The organism is Pararhizobium sp. PWRC1-1 (assembly GCF_049897905.1).
In the GTDB taxonomy this organism is placed as follows: domain Bacteria; phylum Pseudomonadota; class Alphaproteobacteria; order Rhizobiales; family Rhizobiaceae; genus Pararhizobium.
The window spans coordinates 108,784-126,287 of the sequence record NZ_JAFCXE010000022.1 but is presented as its reverse complement, the minus strand read 5'-3'; the positions used below and the strand labels follow the sequence as shown (position 1 = coordinate 126,287).

Annotated in this window: 13 protein-coding genes and 4 pseudogenes; 9 read left to right on the top strand and 8 right to left on the bottom strand. The window is 56.0% G+C overall.

All coding sequences use genetic code 11. The annotated features are described in order from the left end of the window. Positions 1-200: 200 nt before the first annotated feature. Positions 201-647, top strand: a complete 447-nt coding sequence (locus ACP7E0_RS27255) for a hypothetical protein (RefSeq protein WP_426129527.1) — start codon at positions 201-203, stop codon at positions 645-647. 578 nt (positions 648-1,225) lie between these two features. Further along, on the top strand, positions 1,226-1,729 hold the full coding sequence (locus tag ACP7E0_RS27250) for a ferritin-like domain-containing protein (protein WP_426129525.1): 504 nt from the start codon (positions 1,226-1,228) through the stop codon (positions 1,727-1,729). A gap of 76 nt (positions 1,730-1,805) precedes the next feature. Here the strand turns inward: ACP7E0_RS27250 and ACP7E0_RS27245 are convergent. Then, a pseudogene (locus ACP7E0_RS27245) lies at positions 1,806-1,952 on the bottom strand (DUF6766 family protein); the annotation flags it as partial. A gap of 289 nt (positions 1,953-2,241) precedes the next feature. On the opposite strand from ACP7E0_RS27245, the gene ACP7E0_RS27240 reads away from it, so the two are divergent. The 7 genes and pseudogenes from ACP7E0_RS27240 to ACP7E0_RS27210 all read left to right on the top strand — a co-directional run bounded on the left by ACP7E0_RS27240 (position 2,242) and on the right by ACP7E0_RS27210 (position 9,584). Continuing rightward, on the top strand, positions 2,242-2,592 hold the full coding sequence (locus ACP7E0_RS27240; RefSeq protein WP_426129524.1) for a hypothetical protein: 351 nt from the start codon (positions 2,242-2,244) through the stop codon (positions 2,590-2,592). Positions 2,593-2,686: 94 nt separating this feature from the next. Continuing rightward, the gene (catE, locus tag ACP7E0_RS27235; RefSeq protein WP_426129523.1) at positions 2,687-4,804 is read left to right on the top strand and encodes a catalase C; all 2,118 of its coding nucleotides are present in this window, start codon (positions 2,687-2,689) and stop codon (positions 4,802-4,804) included. A gap of 823 nt (positions 4,805-5,627) precedes the next feature. Beyond that, entirely contained in the window at positions 5,628-5,819 is a 192-nt protein-coding gene (locus ACP7E0_RS27230; RefSeq protein ID WP_426129521.1) for a hypothetical protein, read from the top strand. A 428-nt stretch (positions 5,820-6,247) separates the two neighbouring features. Further along, a complete protein-coding gene (locus ACP7E0_RS27225; protein WP_426129519.1) occupies positions 6,248-6,430 on the top strand; it encodes a hypothetical protein in 183 nt (60 codons plus the stop codon). Positions 6,431-7,018: 588 nt separating this feature from the next. Next, positions 7,019-7,204, top strand: coding sequence for a hypothetical protein (locus tag ACP7E0_RS27220; RefSeq protein ID WP_426129518.1), 186 nt, complete (start codon positions 7,019-7,021; stop codon positions 7,202-7,204). A 116-nt stretch (positions 7,205-7,320) separates the two neighbouring features. Further along, a complete protein-coding gene (locus ACP7E0_RS27215; RefSeq protein WP_426129516.1) occupies positions 7,321-7,758 on the top strand; it encodes a hypothetical protein in 438 nt (145 codons plus the stop codon). A gap of 963 nt (positions 7,759-8,721) precedes the next feature. Beyond that, positions 8,722-9,584, top strand: a pseudogene (locus ACP7E0_RS27210) (SDR family oxidoreductase). A gap of 951 nt (positions 9,585-10,535) precedes the next feature. Here ACP7E0_RS27210 and ACP7E0_RS27205 read toward each other — a convergent pair. The 7 genes and pseudogenes from ACP7E0_RS27205 to ACP7E0_RS27175 form a co-directional block, all read right to left on the bottom strand. Continuing rightward, positions 10,536-11,640, bottom strand: a pseudogene (locus ACP7E0_RS27205) (S-(hydroxymethyl)glutathione dehydrogenase/class III alcohol dehydrogenase). A 58-nt stretch (positions 11,641-11,698) separates the two neighbouring features. Then, positions 11,699-12,535, bottom strand: a pseudogene (locus ACP7E0_RS27200) (sugar phosphate isomerase/epimerase family protein). After that, on the bottom strand, positions 12,535-13,740 hold the full coding sequence (locus tag ACP7E0_RS27195; RefSeq protein WP_426129514.1) for an NAD(P)/FAD-dependent oxidoreductase: 1,206 nt from the start codon (positions 13,738-13,740) through the stop codon (positions 12,535-12,537). The pseudogene ACP7E0_RS27200 and the gene ACP7E0_RS27195 overlap by 1 nt, the downstream one beginning before the upstream one ends. Positions 13,741-13,794: 54 nt before the next feature. Beyond that, complete coding sequence (locus ACP7E0_RS27190) at positions 13,795-14,739, bottom strand: substrate-binding domain-containing protein (protein WP_426129513.1); 945 nt, start codon at positions 14,737-14,739, stop codon at positions 13,795-13,797. A gap of 73 nt (positions 14,740-14,812) precedes the next feature. After that, on the bottom strand, positions 14,813-15,124 hold the full coding sequence (locus tag ACP7E0_RS27185) for a MocE family 2Fe-2S type ferredoxin (RefSeq protein ID WP_426129512.1): 312 nt from the start codon (positions 15,122-15,124) through the stop codon (positions 14,813-14,815). Further along, entirely contained in the window at positions 15,121-16,155 is a 1,035-nt protein-coding gene (locus tag ACP7E0_RS27180; protein WP_426129510.1) for a sterol desaturase family protein, read from the bottom strand. The genes ACP7E0_RS27185 and ACP7E0_RS27180 overlap by 4 nt, the downstream gene beginning before the upstream one ends. A 171-nt stretch (positions 16,156-16,326) precedes the next feature. Next, positions 16,327-17,328 (bottom strand): LacI family DNA-binding transcriptional regulator, encoded by a 1,002-nt coding sequence (locus tag ACP7E0_RS27175; RefSeq protein ID WP_426129508.1) that lies wholly within the window; start codon positions 17,326-17,328, stop codon positions 16,327-16,329. Between the last annotated feature and the right edge of the window lie 176 nt (positions 17,329-17,504).

Sequence of the window (17,504 nt, the reverse complement as noted above, 5' to 3'; positions counted from 1 at the left end):
GCCGATCACGGCTGCGGCAGTCGTCGGCTTCCTGGCCTTTTTGTATGGCGTCACACGGTGACCGCCACAGGCAATCGGTCGGAAGATCTGGCCACGGAATACATCAGGCTCGGCGGCAATCGCAAGGACGTCGAGAAATTCCTTCCGGGAATTAATGCCATTTAATCCTTCCCGATAATGTAACGATAAGGCGCCTTCCGATGTCGAATGCAACAAACGACCAGAGTCACCTTGGCCCTTCCACTGGAACCAGTCCGACCGAATTCGGTCAGTCTGTCGAGAGCCGCGCCCAAATCCTCGACTCGTCAACCACCACCGGGAAAGAGGCTGAACTTCTGAATATCTATCGCCTCGTTCCCATAGCGGAGGCCAACGACCCGCGATGGGCCAACTCGCCCTACCAGGGCGAAGTGGTGGTTGCCGCAAGGACAACCGGCGATGCGCGCATCGTTGCCGCCGAACGTGAGCTGGATTTCATGGAAATCGATTCAGCTCCGGCCGAGGGCGTGACGACGATCGACGCGAGCGCGTTCCGGTCGGAAAAACTCTACACCGTCATTGAGGTGGACCATGCCCGCCGTGATCTCCGGCGTGGGGTGATCGAAGGCGAGATCAGGGTCGATACCATCAAGTCCGTTCAAGTCTGACCCTCCAAGCGTTTATAACCGCGATCCATTTCCGATTACATCAGCACCCAATCGGCGGCGCACGCGGCGAATCCAAGGAGCGCGACCATGTCTAGTTTCAAGTTTCGATTCAGAGATCTGGACGGCGATGTGGCGAGTGACGAGAGCTACGAATTTTCAGATCTGTTCGCCGCTATTTCGGAAGCCAAGCGCGTGCTCGGAGATGGCTCTGGACGGACTACCCGGTCAGCCGGACGAACCGTTGGCCGTCGAGGTGCTGAACGCCGATGGCTTAGCGGTGGCGCGCATCGGCCTGACAATAAGCGTAGACTTTCTCTCCTCATGACATCCACGACCTCATAACAGAAACAATCCGTCGCCCGATCAGGATCAAGCTTAGTGTGGCTTAGTGTGGCTGGTTATTGCCAGCCGGCCCGGCAGCCAACAGACGAGCCGCCCGTAGTGCCTGTGTTTTAATGCGATCAGTTTCCCGCTTTTCTTCTATCATTGCGCTGGCAACAGTCTTCCGGTCGGTATCTATGGAACCAAAGCACTCGGTCTCAGTTGAGTGGCGCTATCAATCCACGGAGGAGACCGAAATGGCTGAGAAAACATTGGACGACCTGTTCCTTGATACGCTCAAGGACATCTATTTCGCCGAAAAGCAGATCCTGAAAGCACTGCCGAAAATGGCACGCGCGGCACAGTCTCCGGACGGCAAGGCAGCGTTCCTGAAACACAAGGACGAGACCGAAGGCCAGATTGAACGCCTACAGCAGGTGTTCGAGATTATCGGAAAGCCGGCTCGCGGAAAGACGTGCGAGGCCATTCAGGGGATTATCGCCGAAGGAGAGGAGATCATCGAAGAGTACAAGGGTTCCGTCGCTCTCGACGCTGGCCTCATCTCGTCCGCCCAGGCGGTTGAGCACTATGAGATCGCCCGCTACGGTACTTTGAAGTCCTGGGCGGCGCAGCTCGGCTACACCGATGCCATCGCACTGCTCGATGCGAATTTGCAGGAAGAGCTGGCCACTGACCAGAAACTTACCCAGCTTGGCGAAGCGTCGGCAAATCCGAAGGGTGCGAAAAGGAAAGTCGCCTAATTGCGCTGCAATCATCAAACAGTAGGGCCGCCTCCCACGAGGCGGCCCTACTGTTTCATGCTCTCAATTCCGTCTTCTATGCGCCAGTCTCGGCATGCGGTGCCGGCACAGGCTTCGATTCCGGCGAACCTTTGAAACGCAGGAAGATCGACAGTACGACGATGACAGCTGTCGAAAAGAGTTCACTCTGCCATTTCTGCAAGGATTCGAGCCAGAACTCCGCTAACGAGGTGCGGCGATGGAGATGGCCGGCTGGCGATGTAGCATGGCTTCGGCATTTTCCGCCTCCCAACGAGTAGGAATACACCGCCAATAGTGAGGAGTGACAGGGCAACGAGTACGATTGTGAGGCTGCTGTCGCGCAAGGTTTTCTTACTCTCTTCCCTTTGTGAATTCACTGAAACTAGGCTGTGAGTGGATGGTCCCAGCCTAGCGGTGATTGCCAGGTCGTTGGACCGGAACCAAATGGCTCTGTCTCAGTTCATCATGACTTCCCACACCTTGAGAGAGCCATGCCCTTTACAGCCAGCGCAAAATCAGACGCCCATGCCCTCTTCGACGATCAGCGGCCATCGCCGCTAGGTTTGATAGAGGAAAGGGTTGTCGGCTTTGTCAGCGCAATGTGTTTTCGTCCCATTGATGATGGCGAAATGGTCATTCGGCTGGCAGGAGAAGACGGCGAACTCATCGATCTCCGCACGAACCCGGTCTGTGCCGGGCGGCTTGCGATCGCGCTTCTTGATCTCATTAACCAGAAAGGCTGGTTCGACGTCGATCTTTGCGTGACCGACAGTGGAGCCGAGATCGCACGGATCAGACCCTTGGCAAGCAAGACGTTTGTCTGCGGTGCCGCAAATGACTGATCCGTTGCGGCAGCGATATTTGCTCTTCGCTGGAACCAAATCGCCCGTCGATGCTTTTGGTTCGTTGATCCCCTAATAAGTCCGGAGACCTCCCATGGCCAAGAAGTCAACCTCGACGTCGCCTGCCAACGGCGCGACAATCCATGACCAGAAACTTCATCGTGGCGAAGGCGGCGAACTGCATCAATTTGCAGAAGACGGCGCGCCCGTCCTGACCACCTCTCAAGGAGGGCCGGTAGCAGACGACCAGAACTCGCTACGTGTCGGTGCCCGTGGCCCAGCACTCATCGACGACTTCCATTTCCGGGAGAAGATTTTCCACTTCGATCATGAACGCATTCCGGAGCGCGTCGTCCATGCGCGCGGCTATGCTGCGCACGGTTTCTTTGAAACGTACGAATCGCTGGCTGCCTACACTCGCGCAGATGTTTTCCAGCGCGCCGGCGAACAGACTCCGGTTTTCGTCCGGTTCTCAACTGTCGCTGGAAGCAAGGGATCGGCCGACCTTGCGCGTGACGTTCGCGGCTTCGCCGTGAAGATGTACACCAAGGAAGGCAATTGGGACCTGGTTGGCAATAATATCCCAGTCTTCTTCATTCAGGACGCCATCAAGTTTCCCGACCTTATCCATGCCGCCAAACCTGAGCCGGACCGGGCATTCCCGCAGGCGCAGACTGCGCATGACACCTTCTGGGACTTCATCAGCCTGACGCCTGAGAGCATGAACATGGTTATGTGGATCATGTCGGATCGGACCATTCCGCGGTCTTTCCGGTTCATGGAAGGATTCGGGGTTCACACCTTCAGGTTCGTCAACGCCAAGGACGAGTCAACCTTCGTGAAGTTTCACTGGAAGCCAAAGCTCGGGCTGCAGTCGGTCGCGTGGAACGAAGCGGTCAAGATCAACGGGGCAGATCCGGATTTCCACCGCCGTGACCTTTGGCAGTCGATCCAGTCCGGCAATTTCCCTGAATGGGAGCTGCAGGTTCAGCTCTTTGACCAGGAATTCGCTGACAGCTTCGATTTCGACGTTCTCGACCCGACCAAGATTATTCCTGAAGAAATGCTGCCGCCGCAGCCCGTCGGCCGGCTCGTGCTCGACCGGATGCCGGACAACTTCTTCGCCGAGACCGAGCAAGTCGCCTTCATGACACAGAATGTGCCGCCAGGTATCGACTTCAGCAATGATCCACTTCTGCAGGGGCGGAATTTCTCCTATCTCGACACGCAGTTGAAGCGCCTCGGCGGACCAAATTTCACCCACCTGCCAATCAATGCACCGAAGTGTCCATTCGCGAACTTTCAGCAGGACGGCCATATGGCCATGCGCAATCCAGTCGGTCGCGTAAACTATCAGCCGAATTCGTTCGGTGAAGGTCCGAGAGAGTCGCCCATGCAGGGATACCGTCATTTTCCGGCCGAGGAACAGGGCCCAAAAGTGCGGTTGCGGCCGGAAAGCTTCGCCGACCACTACAGCCAGGCACGACAGTTCTTCATCAGTCAGACACCGCCCGAGCAGCGTCATATCGCCGCCGCGCTTATCTTCGAGCTTTCAAAGGTTCAGACGGCGGCCATCCGCGAGCGGATGGTCTCCCATCTGATGAATATCGACGAGTCGTTGGCTAGCAAGGTGGCTCATGGTCTGGGGTTCAAGTCGATGCCGAAGCCTGCCGATACCGCCATTCCGACGCGACACGATCTTGAGCCTTCTCCAGCTCTCAGCATCGTAGAGCGCGGACCGAAACGTTTCGAGGGGCGCAAACTCGGCATCCTCGTCACCGAAGGCGCAGATGTGCAGGTTTTCAAGGCCCTGCTCGACAATCTGACAAAACAGAAGGCGGTCTTTGAAGTCATTGCCCCCAAGATCGGCGGCGTGACGATGTCGGATGGTAGCTGGGTAGAAGCGCATCAGATGATCGATGGAGGTCCATCCGTCCTCTACGACGCGGTTGCTTTAATTGTTTCAACCAACGGCGTCGCCGACCTTCTCAAGGAAGCGTCGGCACGAGATTTCGTCGCCGACGCGTTCACGCACTGCAAGTTCATCGGATACGTGGCGGATGCCATCCCGCTTCTGGAAAAGGCTGGCATTGCCGGCGACCTCGACGAGGGCACGTTCGAGTTCGAGGACGAGGAGACCGTCGCAACCTTTCTTGAAGAAATCGGCAAATTGCGGATCTGGGCACGTGAGCCGTCCGTAAAGCTGAACTGATGGATGGCTGGGCGGGGGAGGGTCAACGAGTACCTCGCCCAGCCTCCTGGTAGCTAGCATGAGCTGCCAAAGCCTTTCAGCAAACGATATCCGCCATTAGTGCGTACCGGGCTCATGGAAGTTCTCGTGAGCAACCGTGCTGATTGCTCGAGTTCCTGGCGCGTTGGCAGGACCAAAACGGCAGTCTTTCCTGGAACCTTTCGAGGAACTCGAAGTTCTTCCGGACAGCAAGAAGCGCAGCTCCCACCACTTCCGGTGGTCACGGCAGCGTCATACTGGGATCTCGCCCCTGTGTCATTTTGCCGAAAGGAACCATCGTGACCTATATCGCTTCTCCCAGATCTGCCGCAGACTCTCCTGAACGGGCCGAAGACTGCGAGCAATGTCTTACCTCCGCATTCCTTCATCTGTCCGGTTCATCCCCAAGCGAGGGAGGAGTCGCCGGGATAGAGGCGGTCCTCGTCATGTCGGCAATGCAAGCGGGCTGGGCTGAGCAGGAAGTTCGAGAGGCGTTGACGCGTTTGCGATCTCAATACCTGGAACGCACATCCTCGAACGAGGGGACGACGCTTCGCCACGATTCGGGATTGGTCCCGTCGTCATCTCTTTGACGGATACGCCAAGAAAATACCGGACCTAGCGGCCGGCGTTTTGGATATCTGCGGCCTATGGGCTCGCTTGCTCGGTCATGTACGTGGGTAAATGCTTGCTTACGCGAACCTCCACCAAGAGTGGCGGGGGAAAGAACAGCAGATCCGTTCAACCACGGGAAGTGAGCCCCAGGCCCTTCAGAATACTGCGGTATCGGCAATGCAAGCGGCGGATGGGTTATGAAGCAAATGCCGATGACGCCCGTAACCGGGCTGCCGACCCCATCTCAAAGGCAGAGGGCATTCCGTTAGACGAGGCGCGCGCGCAGGCCATCCTCGGTTTTCTGGCGCTCGTTTCTCGGGGCGGTCACCCCTGGTTCGGCGGTGTCTACGCCGATGCGCGTCCTGGTCATCGACGGTTCTGAACGTCGTATTTCATAATCAACAGCCGCTGGCATTGTGCCTGCGGCCCCTCCAGCCGAAGAACGGAAACACGAATGGCCGACGTCAAGAAACTCGAAAACTTATTCCACGACACGCTAAAAGACGTCTATTTCGCATAACAGAAGATCGTCGACATCCTCCCCAAGATGGAGGAAGCCGCGACGAGCTCCAACTCAAGGATGCCTTTATCAAGCATCTCGCCGAGACAACGGTTCACGTTGAGCATCTTGAGCAAGTGCTAACCGGAAGCCAAGACCTGCGACGCTATCCTCGGCTCACTGACGAGGGTGGGGAAGCCGAGGCTGTGATTGACCTTGAAACCGTAGCTGCGTCGATCGATCGCGGAAAGACGAGTGAGAGGGCGGAACCATAACTCGCCCCTGTCGTTTTCTTAAAAAAGGAGAACGACATGTCCATCGAAGATTACAACAAATCGCTGCTTGCCGGACCTAAGGACAAGCAACCACCGGCCAGCGTGGATGACGGCAGCATGGAAGACGAGAAAAAGAAAAAGTCAACTCCGAAGCCGAACCAGCCTGATCCGGAAGAAGTCCAGTACCCTGGTTATTTCAAGGGCGATGGCAGCTTGTAGTCGCCTTCGCCGGGAATGTCGCTTTTCGCGGCCGTGGCCATTGAGCAAGCCATAGGAATTTGGCCCCGCAAAGTGCGGCGTAGTGCACGAAATCGATGTATGGGCACGGATTACAAGAGATCCGCGTAGGCAGTGATCCTCCGGCGTCTGAAGAGGCTGAGAATGAAAGGGCTTCTGCAGCTAATCTAAACAGAAGCCCTTCCCTGCCCGGAGCGTTCGAGTTCCACGGGCGTTGCATACAAACATATTAGCGGCCGACGGGTCAACTGCCAGAGCGAGGTGCTGCCCGGCCGGAATTGCGCTGCATGTAGCCCCTAGCCAGCGACTATTGGACGAGCGGCCGGCGGCACGGAGCTGAGGGCAAACCAGTACACTGCAGCTAATACTGGAGAAAGCGACCACCCACGGGTGGGAAAGGTTCGAGACGATCAGTGCTATGGAAGAAGTAAAGCACTTTCGCCTAATGTACGCGGACCACCCCCATCTGCACGAAGACGCTAGGCCGAGTAATGAAAGTTATGCTTTCATTACTCGGCGCGGCGCCGTGCCCGTCTAGCCCTGGAACATACCAGCGCCCGGCCGTCAGATATGAAGCAGGTCACCACCCTGCCCGAGTTGCAGGATGTGCTACGCGTCTTGGACCTGCCCTGCATTGCAGTGTTCATGCAAGTGGAACAGGCGTTGCCGGACCATGGCACCTACACGAATGACGAACGTAGTATAGATGAATGGTCGCTGACCTGGACCAAACTGGATGGCGCTGCGACCGTTTAACCGAACTGCCTCGCTAATGGCGCCGACAGTCCAATCGTGATTGGACTTATTCTTCCGTAAGAGTCACGCTGGTTAGGAAGTAAGCCGGAGCATCAATCGTCTCAATGGAGGCCGAAATGAAGCACCATCAATCCGATCAATTGCAGATTCTCGCTAAGATCAACCAGGATTACCCTCATCAAATCATGCCTCGCGGTGAGCGTCTCCGCCGCTGGGTGGAACTTCTCGAAAGGGATCCGCAGCGCGTCCTCTCGACGCTACGGCAAACCGAGCATCAACCAAACGCGGCACGCGCGCTCTTGCGTAGCGACAACTCGGCAATTTCGGTCGCCTTTGGTGATCCTGTGCTTCGGGCGGCCGGGATGGAAAACGACACCTACGGAGAAGCCAGACGATTTTTTGGACTGTCGGATAGGCATTTGCACAGTATCATCTGCTACTGTCATTTTGGCGCGACCGTAAGCGCTGGAGCGACCGCCAACTATCTCCGGGCCAAGCATGTCGACAGGAAGGAACGCTTTTGGGCTCGCGTGCGTGCTGTGTTCGTTGGGTAATGCGGTAGCAATATACCCCCTTCACCCCTCTCCGGAAACTTGGGAGGGGTTCACGGTATGTGAAGTTGACAACAGCAACCCTCCGACGCATTTTATCCGCGCCCGAACACCTCAAACGCTCCGGTCATTGAAGAGCCTCCTTAGCCATGCTGATGAGGCTTTTTTTGTTAAGCAGGTCTTCGCCGTTTCGTCCCATTGGTCACTGTCTTTCATGCGCCGTGCCCCCATTTGCGGCGCTTGGTCTGTGCTATCCTGGATCACCCGAATATATGAGACGAATGTTTTGTCCGCCGCCCGCATGAGGGCGCCCGAAATAGCATCTATTGATCCCGTTTCCTGCAGCGCGGCTAGGCAAGTTTGAAGAGCGCTCTAATATGCTTTTCCATCAATACCGTGCCAGCGGATACTTCTGAAAAAATCCCCACTCGCCGGTTAAGGCATGCGGGGGGAGGGTCCGCCACTTTCGGTGATAGAATATCTTGGGTTAATCGGTTATCGGCTGCAGGCAATGCGACACCTGCTGCGGTGACTAACATCACCGCCGCGCGGCAAGGCGAAACAGTTCTAGTTGTTGAAGACGACAATTCCGTCAGAATTCTGGTCGTCAATGTCTTGAAGAAGCTCAGAGATCGCATGATGGAAGCGGTCGACGGACCGAGCCGCTTCCTGTCATCGATGGGAGAGCGCGGATCGAACTGCTTATTTCTGTCGTGGGGAAGCCTGGGATGAACGGACGGCAGGTGGCAGGAATAGCCATCGCCAACCGACCCGCTCTCAAAGTCTTGTTCATTAGGGGATACGCTGCGACAGCAGCGTCAGCAAGACGTTTGCGATAGATGATCTCGCTCAAAAAGTGAACGAGATGCTAACGACCTAGGCTTGCCCGGTCGCCGTCATTTCGGTACGGAACTTCCAAGCTCTTGGCAAGTTCTTTCAGACAATCGTCCAGCCAGGAGCCGCAACATGCCCGATAGCCGCCGCCCGATGCCACCGCAGCCGAAACAGGAGCAATCACCGCCCGGCGAAACGAAGCTGATGAAACCAGTCCCTGACCACGGCGAAAAATCGTACAAGGGGACTGGAAAATTGAAGGGCAAAGTTGCCCTGATCACCGGAGCAGATTCCGGCATTGGGCGGGCGGTAGCCATGCCTATGCGCGCGAAGGTGCCGACATTCTTATCTCCTATCTGAATGAGGATGAAGACGCAAAAGAGACGGCGAAATGGGTAGAGGAAGCCGGGCGCAATGCATTGGTCATGCCTGGTGACATCAAAAACGAAGAGCATTGCATCGGGCTTGTCACCAAGGCGGTTAACGAACTTGGTGGCATTGATATCCTTGTCAACAACGCGGCCTTTCAACGGACTTACAACTCCATCCAGGATATAACGGCCGACGAATGGGACGAGACGTTCCGGACAAACATCTATGCGGCGTTCTTTTTGTCGAAAGCTGCTATCCCGCACATGCCCGTCGGCAGCTCGATCATCAACACGACGTCAATCCAATCCCGGCAACCGTCTTCGCATCTCCTTGCATACGCCGCCACCAAAGGTGCCGTCTCAAACTTTACCGCTGGTCTTGCGGAGATGGTGGCCGAAAAGGGTATCCGAGTGAATGCCGTGGCCCCCGGCCCGATCTGGACGCCCCTCATTCCTTCCACAATGCCGACGGAAAAATCGGAGTCATTTGGCAAGCAGACGTTGATCGGCCGGGCCGGGCAGCCAGCGGAGCTCGCGGGTGCGTACGTACTTCTTGCTTCTGACGAAGGGAGCTACATGACCGGAGCTGTGATCCCGGTCACCGGTGGCGAAATCATGATTTAGACGAGGGGTCGGAGATACCAGAGTCCGGTTCACGATCTTGATCGTATAACGGGCTTGAAACGTCATGACCCGTAGGGCGGCCGATTTCAGTCACCTAAAATACCGCTTAACGATGCAGAGTCATCCTGTCGTCGGTCCGAGGCAGTGTCAACTAGTCGGATCGCAGCAGTGTAGTGCAGTGCAGTGCAGTGCAGAGCCTACACACGAACAAGAAGTAATGCATGTATTTTCCCCGGAATTGAGACCCACTGACCCTTTCAGTGGGTCTTTTTATTTGGTCAAACCGGGCAACCAACGGTAAATTAACCAGCCGTTAAGCATGTCTGATTAGTTTTCGTTTACGGTTCAGCGATCACTGATCCAGTCTGTCTGCCCAGCAAAAGGCCCGCCAACTTTTCTGTTGACGGGTCTTTGTTTTATCAGTCGGGGCCGCCCCTCGCCGTTCATGTCGAGCAAACGACGACGGGTCATTGACCCTCTACGTGCAGGAAAAGTCGCCTGGCAAAGGCAAGGAGCAAACTGGCTACCCGCACCCTCCGGAGATTTTTCGCTCTTTCTTCGGGCCTATTGGCCGAAGACCAAGGTTGTGGATGGGAGCTGGAAGCAGGCGTTGTAAACAGTGAGTGAGGTTTGACTGCGCCCTCGCGGCATTAAGCAGACAGCCTACTTCGAGGACTTCGAGTGAGCGTTCCCAACGGCCGGAATGAAGGCGCGAAGCGGAAATGATTGCCGCGTGATACGAGACATTCAACGGTAATGCTGTTGATCCCTGTGAACGCCAGTGCAGCGTGAAGAGCTCGCTTCAGAGCCTCCGAGCTTCCAGTCGTCTCTTGAGCACTACGATCTCGCCGCTTCGACAAAGAATAACCGTTCAAGAGAGGTGACCAGAAGGTCACCTCTCTTTAGACCGCAACCTGTGGAGGTTGGCACGGTCGGAGAACTCTCGCTGCATCAATAATGGATGACGGAACGAATGGATTTGCCCTCATGCATAAGGTCGAAGGCGTCGTTAATGGCCTCGATACCCATGGTGTGGGTGACGAACGCGGCCAGTTCGATGTCGCCCCTCATCGCGTGTTCGACCATTCCGGGCAACTGGGTGCGGCCTTTAACCCCACCAAACGCCGTTCCTTTCCAGGTACGACCGGTAACAAGTTGGAATGGCCGGGTCGAGATCTCCTGACCGGCGCCTGCGACACCAACTACGACCGACTGTCCCCAACCCCGATGGGTGCATTCCAGCGCGGCCCGCATGACGCCAACATTGCCGATGCACTCAAAAGAGTGATCGACACCCCACCCGGTCATATCGACGATGATTTCCTGGATCGGTTTGGCGTGATCTTTGGGATTGATACATTCCGTTGCGCCAAACGTCTGCGCGAGCTCGAACTTTGAAGGATTGGTATCGATCGCAATGATACGTCCTGCCTTGGCCTGTCTCGCGCCTTGAATTACAGCCAGCCCAATGCCTCCAAGACCGAACACAGCGACGCTATCCCCCTCCTGCACCTTTGCAGTGTTATGGACAGCACCAATTCCGGTTGTCACGCCACACCCTAAGAGGCAGACATGTTCGGGATTGGCCTCAGGGTGGATTTTCGCAAGTGAAACCTCAGCCACCACCGTAAATTCGCTGAAGGTTGAGCATCCCATGTAGTGGTAGATCGGCTGACCGTTATAGGAAAAGCGCGTTGTGCCGTCCGGCATCAGGCCCTTCCCCTGTGTCGCGCGTACCGCGACACAAAGGTTGGTTTTCCCCGACTTGCAAAACAGGCATTCTCGGCATTCGGCCGTGTACAAGGGGATAACGTGATCGCCTGGATGAACGCTTGTCACGCCCTCACCGACCTCGACCACGATGCCGGCACCCTCGTGGCCAAGCACAACGGGAAAGATGCCTTCTGGATCCGCCCCGGAAAGCGTAAAAGCATCGGTATGGCAAACCCCCGTATGGGTAATCCTGATCAGGACCTCACCCTTTTGAGGCCACATCTAGTTCGACGATTTCCAGAGGCTGTCCAAGAGCGAAGGCGACAGCGGCGCGTGATTTCATAAATATTCCCCATTTCCGTTCGCGAAGATCGGACGCTTCGCAGGTCATTTTTTATGTTCTAACGTGGTGCCGTGCTTGCCCACAGCTTGTGGATCATGTCCTTGAGCTGAAGCGCTTCAGACCACCGATCCGTTGAATCGTTGCCGTCCTTGCCCGAAATTGCATAGGGTTTTGGTCCGAGCTCACAGGTAAAAACCAATTCCGCCTTATCCTTGTTGCGGGACCGCCACATCAGGAAGCCTTCCTCCCACCAGCCGAGGAACAGATCGACCCACGAACGATGATGCGGAAACGTCAATTCGATCTGCACCTGCTCGCGGGACGCGATACGACCATGGAATGAATAGGCATTCTAGAGAATACGGCGGATGAGCGCGTGATTTTCCTCATCGACCGGAAATGAAAATTCTCGTCCGACGAGGAAATGTGAAAGGTCGGCCAGCAGCGGAAGATCAGGGCGTTGATCGAGCAGATCGAGCGTGAAAAAGAGATCGGTGGTCATCCGATCGCGATGGGTTTCAATGAACACCGGAATGCCGGCGTCACCAGCAAGACGCATCCATCCGTCGAGCAGCGGCAGGCAATCCTCGACGCGACGCAAGCGGATATCTGGTTGCAGATTGATATGGCTGACGGGATACTCGGCTGCCAATTCCAAGGGAAGGATCAGGTCTTCAACCGTTCGCGGGAAACACACGCCCTCGATCTTCAGAGCGGTTCCCTCAATGGTCTGGTTTAGTATCCCAACGTCTTTGCGGCTTGTATAATGGGCACTAATCCCGTCAAATCCTGCTTGCGCGATCATGGCGATGTTTTCGTCAAGCGGGCGTTCAAAGCCGTCCGTATGACGACGTTCCATCGCCCAGAGGGACTGGAAAACATGTAGCTTCTGCATCACGCGGCTTTCGCGCTTTTGAGCAGAATTTTCAAATTGACGCTGGGATCGGCCAAGGCGGCCGGATTTGGGCTGATGCCGGAAGCAATCAACATCTCTGAGAGTTTGATGTCCTTGGCAACGCTGTTTTTAATTCCGAGACCCGCGGCAGCGACCAACGTTCCCTGGTCGAGATAGAACTCAAGCTCCCCCGTTGACAGAGCCCGCACGACACTTTGATGATGCGGCTGCGGCAACCCTGCGACCTGGAGACCCAAATCATACTGATCTGTCCAGAACCAGGGGGTAGCCGAAAACGCTTCATTAGCCCCAGCCATGTTTCGTGCAGCAATCTGTGCTTGGCTCCTGGCATTGCGCCAGCTCTCGAACCGAACATACCCGCCGCCAGGCTGTTCCACGGCAGCGCAATCACCGGCTGCAAAGATATGGCGATCGCTCGTCTGCAGGAATAGGTTGGTGAGGATCCCGTTTCCGGTCGCGAGACCCGCTTTTTCAGCCAAGGCAATCTCGGGCTGGACGCCAATAGCGGTAACGACAACGTCTGCTGGCACTTCCGTACCATTGGTTAGAAGAACGGTATTATCAAGAATTTCGGAAACGCCGACACCGAGATGAAAGTTGACACCTTCGTCAATGTGCCGTTTGTGCAATTTCGCAGCAAAGCGCAAAGGCACGGCTCGGCTAAGCGGTTTCGGGGCCGCTTCGATGACACTGACAATAAGCCCTTTGCCGCGCAACATTGCCGCCAGCTCCATCCCGATCAAGCCGCCTCCGATAATCGCGACACTCCGGCTGGCATTTAACCTGTCGAGGATCACCTTCGCGTCGTCAAAGGTGCGGAAGTCGAGCGCTCGGCCGGCTCCAGGACATGACAGTTTCCGAGGTCGCGCCCCGGTGGCTAATAGTAGCTTACCGTACTCCAACGACCGGCCGTCACTCAGTTCGAGAGACTTCCCCGCAACATCAAGCTTCGCCACTTCCGCACCGGGAAGGTAGGTGATGCGAGCATTCAATAGAGCTTCGTCAGAACAAATCGGCTTCATTGCTATGGCGCCGATGTCTGGCTTTGAAAGAGGTGGGCGCTCATAAGGCAGGTGAGTTTCCGCCCCGATCAGCGTTACAGGCCTGTCATACCCCGTTTCCCGAAGCGCGAAAGCCGCTCTGGTTCCGGCTTCTCCTGCTCCGACAATAATGAAACCGCCCATAGTTTTCTCCTCTCCCGAAGGGACGTGCTCGCGAAACGCGCCAGTCAGTAATGGCTAGTTGCGGTGAGCGTACTCGTTCATGTTTTCGGGCGTGACGAGTTCGAATGGCACCATCACCTGCTTTTCCACCGGCTTTCCGCCAATGATGGCCACGGCCGCGTCGATAGCGCTCGCCGACTGTGCTTTCGCATTCTGGAACACCGTTGCATCCAGATCGCCGGCCGCCATGGCGGCCAGAGCGTCTTGTGTTGCGTCGATGCCGATGACGATGACATCGTCCATGGAAACCCCGGACGATTTGAGCGCCGCGATCGCACCGAGCGCCATCTCATCGTTGTTTGCGTAGACCACATCGATTGGCTGACCGGCGGTAATCCAATTGGTGGTCATGTCCATTGCGTTGGTGCGGGTCCACGCGGCCGATTGCTCATCGACGATGGTAACACCGTTGCAGTCCCCGGCAGCAAGCGTGTCCTTGAAGGACGACGTGCGGTCACGCGACGCCTGGTGGGCGAGATCGCCCATCAAGATATGAACCTGCGCTGTGCTCTCCTTACCCTTCTTCTTCAGGAGGTCGCACGCGGCTTGTGCCGCCTGCATGCCGGCATCCGTTTCCTTGGACCCGACATAGGCTTGCTTGTTGGGAAGCTGGCCAACATTGCCCGGTTCAAGATTGAGGTAGACCAAAGGAATGTTGGCTTTCTGAGCGGCATTGCTAATCCCTGGCGCTGCAGACGCATCAGCTAGGGTAAGAATGATCCCGTCCACGCCGGCAGCGATGAAATTGTTGATCTGGTTGAGCTGCTTGGAAATGTCGGTCTGGGCATCTTCGAACTGAACATCTGTGTCCTTCACTTCGGCTGCACGAGCCTGCAGGCCTTCCCGAAGCAAGGTCTGAAAATTGTTGTCAAAACTTTGCATCGAAATGCCAAGCGTCTCGGCCGAGGCCGTACCCGTCATCAGACCGGCCATGACGGCCGCTGCGAAAGCTAATTTCATGTCTTCCTCCCAATGGGCGCCGGATCACCCAGGTACGTTCCGGAGGCCCACGTGGGCTAATGTTTCGGCGGCCTCAGTTCAAAGCCACGCGAACCTCTCCATCGACCACCTCGGCCAGATAAGTTCTCAGGTTCACACACGCAGGCAGGCGAATGGCTTCGCCGGTGCGATAGTCGAAGGCGCCAGAATGCTTGGGACATTCCACTTCGAAATCCATCACCAGGCCGTCGGCGAGGTGGACAGCCTCGTGAGTGCAAAGACCCGCGGTGCAATAAACGCTGTCATCCGGGCCACGGTAGATCGCATACGAGCGTCCGCCGTGATCGAAGCGAATGGCACCCTCTTGTTCGATGTCCTCAAGTTGGCAGGCGGAAACCCAACTCATTCCGCAGCCTCCCTGACAGTGTCACGCGCTTTGCGCGCTGCCAGCTTCTCTTTCCGCTTGCGATAACGATCCTGCATCCGCGCTTCACTTTCCGGCGAGCCGTCATGCCAGGTGCCAAACCACTTATCGAGCGGGATCAGGGCGTCCCCGTAGTTCACCTCGAAGTACTTGTGGTGAAGGTAATGCGCATAGGCATGGCTATCGACCAGCTTGTCCCCGCCAACTTCAACCTTGTCGAAGCCGACATGACCTGGGATCGCGCCGAAGCCCGCGTAATGAAGCTGGTACAGCATCAGGATGGGGTTAGACGGCAGTATAAGGTGGTAAAATGCCGTTCCAAAGTAGAGCAAGTGCTCGACCGGATGCATGGACAGCGACGACCATGGCGACGGATTGACCGAGTTGTGATGGACCGAATGGACCCACTTGTAGAGAAGCGGGGTGTGGATCAGCCGGTGCACGCAGAAGAAGTGAAACTCGTGGATGATTGGAACGACGAGCGCGACAAGAGCCAGCGTCCAAGGGTTTTCAGCAACAGTGAACCAAGGCGCGTAACCGTTCGCGTAGGCCCAGAGCATTCCGGCTTCGATCGCTGTCCAGATTGTGACGCCCGACAAAAAGGTTCGCAGAATGTTGTCTTTGTTCTGATTTTCAAACCAGAACGCCTGGCTTTTCTGATCGGACGGAAATTTCGCGTTGTATTTGAACCGGTTTTCCTGGCGCTTCAGCACGTACAAATGTAGCTCAAATGCTCCGTAAAACAGGAACACGCAGGCGGCGTTGACGGCGTATAGCCAGGCGATCCAGCCGAACCCAAGCGTGCGCATGGTTTCCACAGAAGGAATGACCCAGGCCCAGTACGCGACTGCGGAAGCCGCGAAAATTGCGTTCCACGGAAAAAAGTAATGTGGCAACCATTTCAGGATCGACAGGATCCGGGTTGGAAACTGAAACAGGGGTGCATATTGAACTGGCTGCGTCGGTGCCCAGTCGCCGCGCTTGTTGCGCTTTCCATACTTGAGATCATCCATTGGCCTCTCCCTGAGGCGAAATCACGTTTTCCGTGTCCGCGCAAAGTTTCAATTGGAGGAGAGCGAATGACGCTTTTTGCAGTTGTTCGGATGAACTTCCTGCCCTCCTTCCTTGCGCCTTAATTAGCAGTAGGAGGGCCAAACACCGAAGACTTCATTGATCAGATTAGATCAGAGCCCTTCGGCGGTAATAGTGATGAAACGGATGGGCTTTTCGTCTGGCTGAATCTTTGTCAGGCCAATTCGGAATAGTATCCGGTCAAGCGCGCGCTGTGCCTGGGCTTCTGGCGCTTGATCAAGAACGACATCCACGAGCCCGTCGCGGAGGGCAGCGCGGGTGTAGTCCGTTAATTCGTGAGCGATAAAGAGAATCTCGCGGCCGCGCTGGTCACGTCTCAAAACATCAATCAGAGCGGAATTGGCGCCACCCGCGTTATAAATACCGACAAGATCGGGATACTTTTTAAGGGCATAGAACAGCGACTCCTTGCTGTACCGCTCTTCATCCCTGCTGAAACCGATCCATTCGAAGCTAACCCCCGTAGGATACTCGCGAAAGTAATCTGAGAACCCCCGCATACGTTCCCGATGGACCTGATAAATAGGGTGGCAAATTCCGATGACCGGTCCAGACTGCCGTGCCATTCGAGTTATGAAATACGCTGCCGTTCTACCAGCTGCATAGTTGTCGATTCCGACAAATTCTCCGATTGTTTCGGACGCTCTAGTCACCACGTGGACGATCAAAACGCCTCTGTTTGCAACTGCTTCCACAGCGGCGCTGACCTGGGGACTATTCGGCACCGCAAGGATGAGACCAGCGCGCGAACTATCCGCGGAGAGAATTCGTTTCGCAATTTCCTCAGGATTCATCTCGTCTGTAAAGCTTCGATGTACGAGCACAAAGGGGTCGAGCGTTGCCGCAATAGCCTCAAATGCATGCGATAGGCGCCGATAAAATGTCGTTTCAGGACGTACCATCAGCACCTCAATGCGCAACATCTTGTGGTAGGCGTCAGGTATAATCCTTGGGTAATTTAACCTCCGAGCAGCCACCGTGACCTTTTCTATGAGTTCCGATCGGACACCACCTCTCCCATTTAAAACACGTTCGACTGTTGCCGTGCCTACCCCGGCTAACGCAGCGATATCCTGATAATTCGGTCTGCCCATGCATACCCTCACGAAGGCTTCGCGTTTCGCCGACATTATGCGGCGTCGAGTTTGAATTAGAGCTTAGCTCGCGCTGCCAGTATTCACCAGTCGCACGAGTCTGTCTCGGCAAGTCCCGCTGGGTACGTGTTCCCGAACGGACGCCTGCATAGCAGACTGACTGGTTCTAGGAATTA